Consider the following 12,956-nt stretch of genomic DNA (forward strand, 5'->3'; position numbering starts at 1 on the left):
AAACCGTGTTATCGATTTAAATAAACAAGGCGGCGTTTCAAAAGAAATTCCATATGAAGAATACTTGCAAGAAATCGGCGTTTTAAAATAAACATAATATGTAGAATTTCTTTTCGAAAATCTCTGTGTTGAGGCCCGACCAACTTGCACATTATTGTAAGTTGGCTTACTGTCACCTTCTATATTGGGACTTATTCCGCAACTTGTATTGTTTGTAGAAATTAGGAATCCAATTTCTCTATGTGTGGCACCGACAAGGATTGAAAAAAGCTAGCTACAAAGTCATTTTCATTCAGTCAACTACTGTCAATATAACATTGCAGGGCCTAGGGCATTGATTCATGTCCGAGACTATATTCAATTTAATAGACATTAACTGGGCGTCTCGATGCTAATATTTATAGCATCAAGGTGTCCTTTTTATTTTATTTTTTAGCACATCAGCACAGTGAACACCCCTTCTCTAAATTACAAATACAGTTATCACCGCATTAAAAGAGTACATTTATTTAATGTGCATATTGAGTATGGAGTATGCTATAAGTATTTTGAATTTTATTTTTCAAAAAGTCTCATTATCACCACCTTTTAAAATATAAGCAACGCTATAACTTGAATTTTCAGGTTATTCCAAAAAATCTAAATTATCGGTTTACATTCATATTTGTCATATGTATAATGAACACATACCAATTTAATAATATTTTGATGAGGCGCATCAATCATGAGTAAAGTTTAGATTACTGTCTGCTAACAGCTGAATTTGAAAGGGTGCGATGCCGAAGCGATTATAATAGCAGTTATAATTTGTTGGACTTTTTGGTTAAGAGCTGAGAGTTTGTCATTATTTAAAAATAATGGAGTGCATCACTTGTATATAGATTAAGAGCAAGTTCGCATTCCGAACTTGTTCTTTTTTTATTATTGTGTGCCCTTCCTAACAATTAGGAGGATTATATGGTAACAAGAAGTGTGTTGAAATTTGGCGGATCATCCGTCAGTGATTTTACAAAAATAAAAAGGATCGCTGAAATGTTAAAGGAGCGAGTCAATCAAGATGAACAATTAATTGTCGTTGTAAGTGCTATGGGTAACACAACAGATCAATTAATGACGAATGTATCGACCTTGACTAAAGCACCAAAACAACAAGAACTGGCATTATTATTGACAACCGGAGAGCAACAAACTGTATCTTATTTATCAATGGTATTAAATGATATCGGTGTGAATGCCAAAGCAATGACTGGCTATCAAGCGGGTATTAAAACCATTGGCCATCATTTAAAAAGTAAAATTGCTCAAATTAATCCTCAAACATTTGAACAAGCCTTTCAAGAAAACGATATTTTAGTAGTTGCTGGATTTCAAGGCATCAATGAACATCAGGAATTAACAACTTTAGGCAGAGGCGGTTCTGATACGACCGCTGTGGCACTTGCTGTTAGTAATCAAATACCTTGTGAAATTTATACCGACGTTGATGGTGTGTATGCCACTGACCCAAGACTTTTACCAAAGGCTAAACGACTAGACATCGTCTCATATGAAGAAATGATGGAAATGAGCGCTTTAGGTGCTGGTGTACTTGAAACAAGAAGTGTTGAATTAGCTAAAAACTATAATATCCCTTTATATTTAGGAAAAACTTTATCGAACGTGAAAGGAACATGGATTATGTCAAATGAAGAAATATTAGAGAAAAAAGCAGTTACTGGTGTGGCTTTGGATAAACATATGATGCATGTAACAATTAGTTATCCCCTACCTGACAATCAGCTACTTACCCAACTATTTACGGAACTTGAAGAAGGTGCTGTAAATGTTGATATGATTTCACAAATCGTCAACTTGGATGGGCTACAACTATCCTTCACGATTAAAGATAGTGATTTTCATCAAATTTCTATGATTCTTGAAACATTAAAGAATCAATATGAAGCATTAGCTTATAAAATCAATGAGCATTATGTCAAAATTTCATTAATTGGCTCAGGCATGCGTGATATGTCAGGTGTGGCATCAAAAGCATTTTTGACATTAATTGAAAATAATATACCTTTCTACCAAACAACAACATCTGAAATAAGTATTTCATACGTCATTGATGATTTTAATGGGCAACAAGCGGTAGAAAAACTATATGACGCATTTAACATTTAATGGTAAAATGATTGTTAAAATATTCTAAAAATTGGAAATTATTATAAAATGGAGTGACAAGTTATGACAAAGTTAGCAGTTGTGGGTGCAACAGGATTAGTAGGCACAAAAATGTTGGAGACATTAAATCGTAAAAATATTCCTTTCGATGAATTAGTATTATTTTCATCAGCACGTTCTGCAGGGCAAGAAGTTGAATTTCAAGAAAAAACATATACAGTACAAGAATTAACTGATGCTCGTGCTAGTGAACATTTCGATTATGTATTAATGAGTGCTGGTGGCGGTACAAGCGAACACTTTGCCCCACTCTTTGAAAAAGCTGGTGCAATCGTTATAGACAATTCAAGTCAATGGCGTATGGCAGAAGATATTGATTTAATCGTTCCGGAAGTCAATGAACCTACATTTACAAGAGGTATCATTGCCAATCCAAACTGCTCTACGATTCAATCTGTTGTGCCATTAAAAGTATTGCAAGATGCTTATGGTTTAAAACGAGTGGCATATACAACATATCAAGCTGTATCAGGTTCAGGGATGAAAGGTAAGAAAGATTTAGCTGAAGGTGTAAATGGTAAAGCACCAGAAGCATATCCACATCCAATTTATAATAATGTGTTACCGCATATTGATGTGTTTTTAGAAAACGGATATACAAAAGAAGAACAAAAAATGATTGATGAGACGAGAAAAATTTTAAATGCGCCAGACTTAAAAGTAACAGCAACATGCGCACGTGTGCCTGTTCAAGATAGTCATAGTGTTGAAATTGATGTAACGCTTGACAAAGAAACGACAGCAGAAGATATTAAAGCGTTATTTGATCAAGATGACCGCGTTGTTTTAGTAGACAATCCAGAGAACAATGAATATCCAATGGCAATCAATTCCACTAATAAAGATGAAGTGTTTGTTGGCCGTATACGTAGAGATGATTCATTAGAAAATACTTTCCATGTATGGTGTACATCAGACAATTTATTAAAAGGTGCTGCATTAAATGCTGTACAAGTATTGGAACAAGTTATGCGTTTAAAAGGAGCGAATTAAAATGACACATTTATTTGAGGGTGTTGGCGTTGCACTTACAACCCCTTTTACAAATAACAAAGTTAATCTTGAAGCTTTGAAAGCACACGTTAATTTTTTACTAGAAAATAATGCCCAAGCAATCATCGTTAATGGAACTACTGCTGAGAGCCCTACTTTAACAACAGATGAAAAAGAACGCATTCTAAAAACAGTTATTGATCTTGTAGATAAACGTGTTCCTGTCATAGCTGGAACTGGAACTAATGATACTGAAAAGTCAATCCAAGCTTCATTCCAAGCTAAAGCCTTAGGGGCTGATGCAATTATGTTAATTACGCCCTACTACAACAAAACGAACCAACGTGGTTTAGTCAAACACTTTGAAGCGATTACAGATGCTGTGAAATTACCAGTCGTGCTGTACAATGTTCCTTCAAGAACGAACATGACAATTGAACCAGAAACTGTAGAAATATTAAGTCAACATCCTTATATAGTTGCTTTAAAAGATGCTACGAATGATTTTGAGTATTTAGAAGAAGTGAAAAAGCGAATTGATACAAATTCATTTGCATTATATAGTGGCAATGATGACAACGTCGTCGAATACTATCAACGTGGCGGTCAAGGGGTTATCTCTGTTATTGCCAATGTCATTCCTAAAGAATTTCAAGCGTTATACGATGCTCAACAAAGTGGATTAGATATTCAAGATCAATTTAAACCAATCGGCACACTGTTATCAGCCCTATCAGTTGATATTAACCCAATTCCTATTAAAGCTTTAACAAGTTATTTAGAATTTGGAAACTATGAATTACGTTTACCATTGGTTAGCCTAGAAGATACAGATACTAAAGTGCTTCGTGAAGCATATGACACATTTAAAGCGGGTGAAAATGAGTGAAAATATTACTAATTGGCTATGGTGCAATGAATCAACGCGTTGCTAGATTAGCAGAAGAAAAAGGACATGAAATCGTTGGGGTCATTGAAAATACACCGAAAGCAACAACGCCATATCAACAATATCAACATATTGCAGATGTTAAAGATGCCGATGTTGCAATAGATTTTTCAAATCCGAATCTATTATTCCCATTATTAGATGAAGAGTTTCATTTGCCATTAGTTGTGGCAACAACTGGCGAGAAAGAAAAACTACTTAATAAGTTAGATGAATTGAGTCAAAATATGCCTGTATTTTTCAGCGCGAACATGAGTTATGGCGTTCATGCACTGACTAAAATTTTAGCAGCTGCTGTTCCCCTACTTGATGATTTCGACATCGAATTGACTGAGGCACATCATAATAAAAAAGTAGATGCACCAAGTGGTACGTTAGAAAAATTGTATGATGTGATCGTATCTTTGAAAGAAAATGTAACACCTGTGTATGATAGACATGAATTAAATGAAAAACGCCAGCCACAAGATATTGGTATACATTCTATTCGTGGAGGTACGATTGTCGGTGAACATGAAGTTCTATTTGCTGGCACTGATGAAACGATTCAAATCACACATCGTGCACAATCAAAAGATATTTTTGCGAATGGTGCTATACAAGCAGCAGAACGCTTAGTTAATAAACCAAACGGCTTTTATACGTTTGACAACTTATAAACATATTAAAGGAGATCGATTATTTTATGGTACAACATTTAACAGCTGAAGAAATTATTCAATATATAAGTGATGCTAAAAAGTCTACACCAATAAAAGTATATTTAAATGGTAATTTTGAAGGCATCACATACCCAGAAAGTTTTAAAGTATTTGGTTCAGAACAATCTAAAGTAATCTTTTGTGAAGCGGATGATTGGAAACCTTTTTACGAAGCATATGGTAGTCAATTCGAAGATATAGAAATTGAAATGGATCGTCGCAATTCTGCCATTCCATTAAAAGACTTAACAAATACGAATGCACGTATTGAACCAGGTGCATTTATTAGAGAACAAGCCATTATTGAAGATGGTGCTGTCGTTATGATGGGCGCAACAATTAATATTGGCGCAGTCGTTGGCGAAGGTACAATGATTGATATGAATGCTACTCTCGGTGGTCGTGCTACAACTGGTAAAAATGTACATGTAGGGGCTGGCGCAGTATTGGCAGGTGTGATTGAACCCCCTAGTGCATCACCAGTTATAATCGAGGATGATGTATTAATCGGTGCAAATGCAGTTATTTTAGAAGGTGTACGTGTTGGTAAAGGTGCTATTGTTGCAGCTGGCGCGATTGTGACACAAGATGTACCAGCTGGTGCAGTTGTTGCTGGTACACCTGCAAAAGTGATTAAGCAAGCTTCTGAAGTACAAGATACTAAAAAAGAGATTGTAGCAGCATTAAGAAAACTGAATGACTAGTGACGTCAACGTATAATAATTTCAAGGTTGAGATACGATTATGTCTCAACCTTATTGTTTATCATTGAATAAACTTATGATCACAAATTTCGAAATACGTTACACTATTTATATAGTAATTTAACACAAAGGATTGATAATTATGAATGAATTAGAATTTGTTACGAAACATCGCCGTCATTTACATCAACATCCTGAATTAAGCTTACATGAATTTGAAACAACTGCTTATATTAAAGCGTTTTTAGATAGTTTAAATATTAAATACGATTGCCCATTGGAAACTGGCGTCATTGCATACTTAGAAGGTAATGGCTCACATACGATAGCGTATAGAGCTGATATTGATGCGTTACCTATTTTAGAGGAAAATGATGTGCCTTATCGCAGTCAATCTGATCATGTGATGCATGCTTGTGGACATGATGGTCATACAACTGCATTAATGCTTTTTGTACAACGTTGCAAAGACATGCAAGACGCAGGTCAATTACCGCAAAATGTCGTTTTCATTTTCCAACCTGCAGAAGAAACTGGTGGCGGTGCAAATCGATTAATAAAAGCCGGTGCCTTTGATAAGTATCCAATTGAAGCGGTATTTGGTATTCATGTTAACCCATTTGCTGATGAAGGCATTGCAGTGATAAGAGATGAAGAAATTACGGCCAGCGCAACAGAGTATCGCTTTTTCTTAACAGGCCTGTCAAGTCATGTTGCTGATAAAGAACAAGCTCATTCTTGTGGTGAAGCATTACAACATGTATTAACTCAAATATCACAAATTCAACAATTTCACCTTAACGGTTTGAAACGAAATATTGTTCATATTGGTCATTTTAAAGCTGGTGAAGCGATTAACACTGTACCAAGTAATGGTTATTTAGAAGGTACAATTCGTACATATGATATTGATGATTTAACAATCGTTAAAAATCAAATGCACAAGATAGCAGAAAGTGTCAAGCTTCTGTTTAATGTAGATTGTGAAGTTAAATTTGCAGAAGGTTATCCCCCTACAATCAATAGTCCGAAATTACGTACTCAAATAGAGGACGCCTTAATAAAAGCTGATTTAAATGTCTATGACAAACCAACGCCATTCTTATTTGGGGAAGATTTTAGTTTTTATGGTCAACAACTAGCTCCAGCTTACTTTGTTTTTATAGGAACACGAAATGAAGATAAAGGTTTTGTAACTGGTTTGCACACATCACATTTAAATTTTGATGAAAAAGTGTTAATAAACGTGGTTAATTTTTACGAAAATTTATTAAATAATTACAAAGAGGTGTAATACATTGACAGCAACATGGTCTGTAAATAAGAAAATATTTTTACAAAATGCAATCACAGTCAAAAACAATCAGCCATTAATGGCAGTTGTTAAAAATAATGCATATCACTATGACCTAGAATTTGCTGTAACTCAGTTTATCCATGCAGGTATAGATACATTTAGCACAACATCACTACGAGAAGCAATTCAAATTAGACAACTTGCTCCAGATGCAACAATCTTTTTAATGAATGCAGTTTACGAGTTTGATTTAGTCCGTGAACATCAAATACACATGACTTTGCCGTCGTTGACATATTACTATAACCATAAAAATGATTTAGCAGGTATTCATGTTCACTTAGAATTTGAAAATTTATTACATCGGTCTGGATTTAAAGATTTAAACGAAATTAAAGAAGTATTGAAAGATCACCATCATAATCAAAATGCAAAAATGATTATTAGTGGTTTATGGACCCATTTTGGATATGCTGATGAATTCGATGTGTCAGATTATAATGTTGAACGTTCACAATGGATGGAAATTGTTGAAGCACTTTTATCTGAAGGTTATCAGTTCGACCTAATCCATGCTCAAAATAGTGCGAGTTTTTATCGGGAAGGACAAATATTACTACCCCACCATACACATGCGCGTGTAGGTATTGCGTTATACGGTTCAAGACCATATAGTTCACTGAATCAACATGATATAGTTCAGTCATTAACTGTAAAAGCACATGTTATTCAAGTGCGCGAAGTACAAGCTGGTGATTATTGCGGTTATAGCTTTGCCTTTGAAGTGACTAAAAACAATACAAAATTAGCTGTAGTTGATATCGGTTATGGCGATGGAATTTTAAGAACTCGTGCTAAACATGAAGCACTTATCAATGGTAAACGCTACCCGATACGTGCATTAATGATGAGCCATATGTTTGTTGAAGTAGATGGCAATGTACATGCACAAGATGAAGTTATTCTTTATAATAATGATATCCGCATCGATGAATATACCTTTAAAGGTGTTGGTGCAAATTCTGAACAATTAAGTGCTATGAATCATGATTCTTTAAAAAAGGAGTACATTTCAAATGACTGTTAAATATAATCAAAATGGCGAATTAACAATGGATGGTATTAGTTTAAAAACGATTGCACAAAGCTTTGGTACACCTACCATTGTTTATGATGAACTACAAATTAGAGAACAGATGCGCCGTTACCATCGCGCATTTAAAGATAGTGGATTAAAATACAATATTTCATACGCCTCAAAGGCATTTACTTGCATTCAAATGGTCAAACTTGTAGCTGAGGAAGATTTACAGTTAGATGTTGTTTCTGAAGGTGAATTATATACAGCTTTAGAAGCAGGTTTTGAACCGAGTCGCATCCATTTCCATGGTAACAATAAAACGAAACATGAAATTAGGTATGCTTTAGAAAATAATATCGGTTATTTTGTTATAGATTCATTAGAAGAAATTGAATTAATAGACCGCTATGCTAATGATACGGTTCAAGTTGTATTACGAGTTAATCCAGGTGTTGAAGCACATACACACGAATTTATTCAAACTGGGCAAGAAGATAGTAAGTTTGGATTATCAATTCAATATGGCTTAGCTAAAAAAGCAATTGACAAAGTCCAACAATCTAAACACTTAAAATTAAAAGGTGTACATTGTCATATTGGTTCACAGATTGAAGGTACAGAAGCATTTATTGAAACTGCTAAAATTGTTTTACGTTGGCTTAAAGAGCAAGGCATTCAAGTTGAATTATTAAACCTTGGTGGTGGCTTTGGTATTAAATATGTTGAAGGTGACGAAAGTTTCCCTATCGAAAGTGGTATTAAAGATATTACAGACGCAATAAAATCCGAAATTAAAGTTCTAGGTATAGATGCACCAGAAATAGGTATTGAACCGGGACGATCAATTGTAGGTGAAGCTGGCGTTACTTTATATGAAGTTGGAACCATTAAAGAAATTCCAGAGATTAATAAATATGTTTCAATCGATGGCGGTATGAGTGATCATATCAGAACTGCACTTTATGACGCAAAGTATCAAGCATTGCTTGTTAATAGAAATGAAGAAGCAGATGACAGTGTAACTATAGCTGGAAAATTATGTGAGTCTGGTGATATCATTATTAAAGACGCTAAATTACCTTCATCAGTCAAACGTGGAGACTATCTTGCTATATTATCAACTGGTGCATATCATTACTCTATGGCATCCAATTACAATCAAATGCAAAAGCCTTCTGTGTTTTTCTTAAAAGATGGCAAAGCACGTGAAGTTATAAAGCGACAATCGTTAAGACAACTCATTATTAATGATACAAAATAAAAATAAACAAAGTAATCCCCGAAGCACAGAAAATTATACTGTGACTCGGGGAATTTTTATGCATTATAGATGACTGTAGAAAACATGCTTGGACATATACTCTAAAAAAGGAAGAACAGCACATTTTTAGTTAGAAAGTATTTATTTCTTTTTGTCATTAATCCTTTATATTTAGTTAGCCCTATTCAACTAATTTAAAGCATCATATACATACCACACTTTAAACAAGCATCATGAAATTAGATTTTATGCTTTACTTGCTTTTTCAAATAATATAAAACGATAAGAATTAACAACAAATATAATGTATAAAACAGAATTTCATCAAATCCAAAATCTTTACTTGTAATTAATACATCAATATCTTCTAATTCCATCATCTCTGCTTTAATATAATTATTAAACTTTGGCAAAGTCATTAAATGTACATTGTAAATATAGTAATAAAAGTCGATAAATATGATGTTAAAAAATATGTATGTTTTATCAATATTAGTTTTGAAAAATAGTATCCCAGAAATCATTATCGGAATCACTAATACAATCATCATTGCTGCTAAAATATTAATATTTAATCCAATTGCAGATAATACACCGAAAACTAATAAATTAGCAACTAAACTAAGGATAAGATATTTCATAAAATCACCTCGTCGTTGTACACCATAATTATATTATATAAATATAATTTTCTATTGCAAACAATGTTGGTGATATAAAAAAAGAGTTCTCAATTTGGCTGAGAAACTCATCGCGTTAAGTATTTGTAATAAGCATATAAAAACACCTTACTTCTTGGTAAGGTGTTAGTTAAAATCAATGATTCAAATCTAAGAATTATAGTTTAACAACGTTTGCAGCTTGTGGACCGCGGTCGCCTTCAACTACTTCAAACTCAACAGCTTGACCTTCTTCTAATGATTTGTAACCATCTTGGTTAATTGCTGAAAAATGTACGAATACGTCATTTTCTCCTTCAACTTCGATAAAGCCGAATCCTTTTTCAGCGTTAAACCATTTAACTGTACCTTGTTTCATAATCTGAAACCTCCAAGACTAAAATTCATTCAATATGCTTATTCGCATATTACAAAAAATACATGCAAATTTCACTCAAATATTCTTTGCAATATGGAATAATCATCTGCTTAACTTGTATTATAGTGCAGTTATTACCAAATTGCAATACAATAATAAAAAATATTCATTTAATCAATTATTGGTAGTTTATAATATACTTCATTATTTTGTAAAACAATGAAACTATAAAATATTTGTAAATCCTCTTCACAATCTTCGCAATAGTTCATGTCACAATTATTATAAAATGCATAAATATTATATTTGCCTGTGACATAATTATCGAACTGAACTTTACATTGATTAATCAATTGTTGATAGTGCTTAAACATGTCATCAAAATCTTGATATTGATATTTTTCAACAATGTTTTCTGGCCAGTCACTGAATAACCACCATCCCTCATAATCGGCTCTAATTTTGGTAACTGTCCACATTATTAAAGACCCCTTCCATACTTCAAAAACTCTATACTTATTTTTATACCTTTATCCTCTGAAAATCAAGTTTGACGACTTGAAACAAACAAAGTAGTAACTATAGTAATTATTAGTTTTTTTAAGTAAAACTACGTATAATAACATTATGAGGTGGTAAAAATGAGACATATACATTTACAAGTATTCGGACGCGTTCAAGGCGTCGGATTTAGATATTTTACACAACGCATTGCAATGAACTATAACATTGTCGGTACTGTTCAAAATGTAGATGACTATGTAGAGATATATGCACAAGGGGATGACGCAGATATAGAGAGATTTATTCAAGGTGTAATTGAAGGTGCCTCACCAGCATCAAATGTAACAAGCCATCAACTTGAAGAGTTAGAACTAAATCAAAAATTATCGGATTTTCGATCAATATAAAATGCTAAATAAAGGAAGATGACAGTGAGATATAATATTTCTCATATATTTGGGGTGTTAGTGGGAATTCCTGTAGCGTTTTTAACAAGCATATTTGGGATGATTGCACTTGATGTATCTTTTTTAATTGATATGTCTATTGGTATTGTTGGCTTTTTAATGACATACCTACCGATACAAAAACTCACTTCACGCAAATATTTAAACGAAATTGGTTTGACTAGAAAAGACTATCGCTATATTCGAAATCAGTTAAATCATACACACCAAAAACTTAGAGGTATTTTAAAAACGTATGTCAATATAAGATCAATTAAAGATTTTAGGCAGATTAATGATATATACCAAATTTCACGTTCTATTTATACGACAGTTAGACAGAGACCTGCATCATTTTATAAAGTTGAAGGCTTTTTTTATTCTCATATTGATAATGCTTTAAATTTGGTTGATGCATATACACGTCTAGCAAAAATGCCCAAAAAATCAATTAATGAACAGCAAAAGTTAGAACAAACACGAATTACTTTGGATGAGGTCAAACGAACATTAATCGCTGATTTAAAGCGTCTCAACGAAGATGATTATGAACGTTTAGATATTGAAATGGAATTAAATAAGTTACATCAAAAACATCATCAAGATTGATGTAAAATAGCAACTATTGGAGAGATGATTGATGACTGAAAATAAAAGTTTCAAAGAAAGCCATCCACTAGATGATTTTATAAGCGATAAAGAATTATCGAATACTACTATTCAAAAAGAAAAGTTAACAATTGAACAACAAAAACAGGTAGACACAATCAGTAAACAAATTAACCCTTTAGACAATGAAGGTTTATTAGCGTTTGGTTCTGATTTACAGAAACAAATGTCTCAATTTTCACATCAAATGTTGGATGAAGTACAAAGTAAAGATGTTGGTCCTATTGGAGATACTTTGTCAGATCTAATGTCAAAACTAAAGTCAGTTAATCCAAATGAGTTAAATACTGATAAACCATCTATGTTAAAAAGAATTTTTAGCAGAGCAAAGTCGTCTATCAATGAAATCTTTTCAAGAATGCAATCAGTTAGTGCTCAAGTCGATCGCATAACGATTCAACTGCAGAAACATCAAACACATTTAACAAGAGATATTGAATTATTAGATACGCTATATGATAAAAACAAACAATACTTTGATGACTTATCATTGCATATCATTGCTGCACAGCAAAAAAAGTTGCAATTAGAAAATGAAAAGCTACCACAATTGCAACAGCAAGCGCAGCAATCCACTAATCAAATGGATATTCAACAAGTTGCAGATATGCAGCAATTTATAGATAGACTAGATAAACGCATATATGACTTACAGCTTTCAAGACAAATAGCTTTGCAAACTGCGCCACAAATTCGTATGATTCAAAATGTTAATCAAGCACTTGCCGAGAAGATACAAAGTTCAATTTTGACAAGTATTCCACTATGGAAAAATCAAATGGCCATTGCGCTTACATTAATGAGACAGCGTAATGCAGTTGCTGCACAACGAGCTGTCACTGATACAACTAATGATTTATTAACAGCAAATGCTGAAATGTTGAAACAAAATGCGATTGAAACTGCAACAGAAAATGAGCGTGGCATTGTTGATCTTGATACATTGAAACGTACACAGCGTAACATTATTGAGACAATTGAAGAAACATTAATTATTCAACAACACGGTCGCGAAGAACGACAATTAGCTGAAAAAGAATTACAACAATTAGAACAAGATTTAAAGTCACATTTAGTGAACATCAAAGGA

General features: G+C 33.3%; 15 protein-coding genes and 1 riboswitch. Of the genes, 12 read left to right on the forward strand and 3 right to left on the reverse strand.

Annotation, left to right across the window (positions count from 1 at the left end; all coding sequences use genetic code 11):
• The 9 genes from IDG60_RS22440 to lysA all read left to right on the forward strand — a co-directional run.
• Window positions 1–91: hypothetical protein (locus IDG60_RS22440; protein ID WP_241013327.1), on the forward strand; the 91-nt coding region annotated here is incomplete at its 5' end.
• 609 nt (window positions 92–700) lie between these two features.
• Window positions 701–876, forward strand: a riboswitch (Lysine riboswitch).
• Window positions 877–957: 81 nt separating this feature from the next.
• Window positions 958–2,163 carry an aspartate kinase gene (locus IDG60_RS13970; RefSeq protein ID WP_000258716.1) on the forward strand — a complete coding sequence of 402 codons (1,206 nt, stop codon included), beginning with the start codon at window positions 958–960 and terminating at the stop codon, window positions 2,161–2,163.
• A 63-nt stretch (window positions 2,164–2,226) separates the two neighbouring features.
• Window positions 2,227–3,216, forward strand: coding sequence for an aspartate-semialdehyde dehydrogenase (locus IDG60_RS13975; protein WP_000163523.1), 990 nt, complete (start codon window positions 2,227–2,229; stop codon window positions 3,214–3,216).
• Window position 3,217: 1 nt separating this feature from the next.
• Window positions 3,218–4,105 carry a 4-hydroxy-tetrahydrodipicolinate synthase gene (gene dapA, locus IDG60_RS13980; RefSeq protein WP_000149278.1) on the forward strand — a complete coding sequence of 296 codons (888 nt, stop codon included), beginning with the start codon at window positions 3,218–3,220 and terminating at the stop codon, window positions 4,103–4,105.
• Window positions 4,102–4,824 carry a 4-hydroxy-tetrahydrodipicolinate reductase gene (gene dapB, locus IDG60_RS13985; RefSeq protein ID WP_000698231.1) on the forward strand — a complete coding sequence of 241 codons (723 nt, stop codon included), beginning with the start codon at window positions 4,102–4,104 and terminating at the stop codon, window positions 4,822–4,824. The genes dapA and dapB overlap by 4 nt, the downstream gene beginning before the upstream one ends.
• A gap of 26 nt (window positions 4,825–4,850) precedes the next feature.
• Complete coding sequence (gene dapD, locus IDG60_RS13990) at window positions 4,851–5,570, forward strand: 2,3,4,5-tetrahydropyridine-2,6-dicarboxylate N-acetyltransferase (RefSeq protein WP_000249839.1); 720 nt, start codon at window positions 4,851–4,853, stop codon at window positions 5,568–5,570.
• A gap of 142 nt (window positions 5,571–5,712) precedes the next feature.
• A complete protein-coding gene (locus IDG60_RS13995; protein WP_206160813.1) occupies window positions 5,713–6,864 on the forward strand; it encodes an amidohydrolase in 1,152 nt (383 codons plus the stop codon).
• 4 nt (window positions 6,865–6,868) lie between these two features.
• Window positions 6,869–7,954, forward strand: coding sequence for an alanine racemase (locus IDG60_RS14000; RefSeq protein ID WP_000127595.1), 1,086 nt, complete (start codon window positions 6,869–6,871; stop codon window positions 7,952–7,954).
• Window positions 7,944–9,209: a diaminopimelate decarboxylase gene (lysA, locus tag IDG60_RS14005; RefSeq protein WP_000216946.1), complete on the forward strand. Its 1,266-nt coding sequence runs from the start codon at window positions 7,944–7,946 to the stop codon at window positions 9,207–9,209. The genes IDG60_RS14000 and lysA overlap by 11 nt, the downstream gene beginning before the upstream one ends.
• A 239-nt stretch (window positions 9,210–9,448) precedes the next feature.
• On the opposite strand, the gene msaC is transcribed toward lysA, so the two are convergent.
• The 3 genes from msaC to msaA form a co-directional block, all read right to left on the reverse strand.
• Complete coding sequence (msaC, locus tag IDG60_RS14010; protein WP_000876201.1) at window positions 9,449–9,850, reverse strand: sarA expression modulator MsaC; 402 nt, start codon at window positions 9,848–9,850, stop codon at window positions 9,449–9,451.
• Between the two features lie 196 nt (window positions 9,851–10,046).
• Entirely contained in the window at window positions 10,047–10,247 is a 201-nt protein-coding gene (gene cspA, locus IDG60_RS14015; RefSeq protein ID WP_000809131.1) for a cold shock protein CspA, read from the reverse strand.
• A 170-nt stretch (window positions 10,248–10,417) separates the two neighbouring features.
• Window positions 10,418–10,726 carry a regulatory protein MsaA gene (gene msaA / locus IDG60_RS14020; RefSeq protein WP_000269923.1) on the reverse strand — a complete coding sequence of 103 codons (309 nt, stop codon included), beginning with the start codon at window positions 10,724–10,726 and terminating at the stop codon, window positions 10,418–10,420.
• A 162-nt stretch (window positions 10,727–10,888) separates the two neighbouring features.
• Between msaA and IDG60_RS14025 the strand changes: the two genes are divergently transcribed.
• From IDG60_RS14025 to IDG60_RS14035, 3 genes are all read left to right on the forward strand, one after another.
• The gene (locus tag IDG60_RS14025; RefSeq protein ID WP_001215907.1) at window positions 10,889–11,158 is read left to right on the forward strand and encodes an acylphosphatase; all 270 of its coding nucleotides are present in this window, start codon (window positions 10,889–10,891) and stop codon (window positions 11,156–11,158) included.
• 18 nt (window positions 11,159–11,176) lie between these two features.
• Window positions 11,177–11,806 (forward strand): 5-bromo-4-chloroindolyl phosphate hydrolysis family protein, encoded by a 630-nt coding sequence (locus IDG60_RS14030; protein WP_001788788.1) that lies wholly within the window; start codon window positions 11,177–11,179, stop codon window positions 11,804–11,806.
• A 31-nt stretch (window positions 11,807–11,837) separates the two neighbouring features.
• Window positions 11,838–12,956 (forward strand): toxic anion resistance protein (locus tag IDG60_RS14035; protein ID WP_042855517.1); only part of this gene is annotated, 1,119 nt, incomplete at its 3' end.

It is taken from the genome of Staphylococcus sp. EG-SA-2 (genome assembly GCF_017152085.1).

Excerpts from the sequence above, each read along its gene's own strand:
- IDG60_RS14025 (WP_001215907.1), top strand. The coding sequence starts at position 10,889 with ATGAGACATATACATTTACAAGTATTCGGACGCGTTCAAGGCGTCGGA.
- dapA (WP_000149278.1), top strand. The coding sequence starts at position 3,218 with ATGACACATTTATTTGAGGGTGTTGGCGTTGCACTTACAACCCCTTTT.
- IDG60_RS13995 (WP_206160813.1), top strand. The coding sequence starts at position 5,713 with ATGAATGAATTAGAATTTGTTACGAAACATCGCCGTCATTTACATCAA.
- msaA (WP_000269923.1), bottom strand. The coding sequence starts at position 10,726 with ATGTGGACAGTTACCAAAATTAGAGCCGATTATGAGGGATGGTGGTTA.
- IDG60_RS13975 (WP_000163523.1), top strand. The coding sequence starts at position 2,227 with ATGACAAAGTTAGCAGTTGTGGGTGCAACAGGATTAGTAGGCACAAAA.
- IDG60_RS14030 (WP_001788788.1), top strand. The coding sequence starts at position 11,177 with ATGACAGTGAGATATAATATTTCTCATATATTTGGGGTGTTAGTGGGA.
- IDG60_RS13970 (WP_000258716.1), top strand. The coding sequence starts at position 958 with ATGGTAACAAGAAGTGTGTTGAAATTTGGCGGATCATCCGTCAGTGAT.
- dapD (WP_000249839.1), top strand. The coding sequence starts at position 4,851 with ATGGTACAACATTTAACAGCTGAAGAAATTATTCAATATATAAGTGAT.
- cspA (WP_000809131.1), bottom strand. The coding sequence starts at position 10,247 with ATGAAACAAGGTACAGTTAAATGGTTTAACGCTGAAAAAGGATTCGGC.
- lysA (WP_000216946.1), top strand. The coding sequence starts at position 7,944 with ATGACTGTTAAATATAATCAAAATGGCGAATTAACAATGGATGGTATT.
- msaC (WP_000876201.1), bottom strand. The coding sequence starts at position 9,850 with ATGAAATATCTTATCCTTAGTTTAGTTGCTAATTTATTAGTTTTCGGT.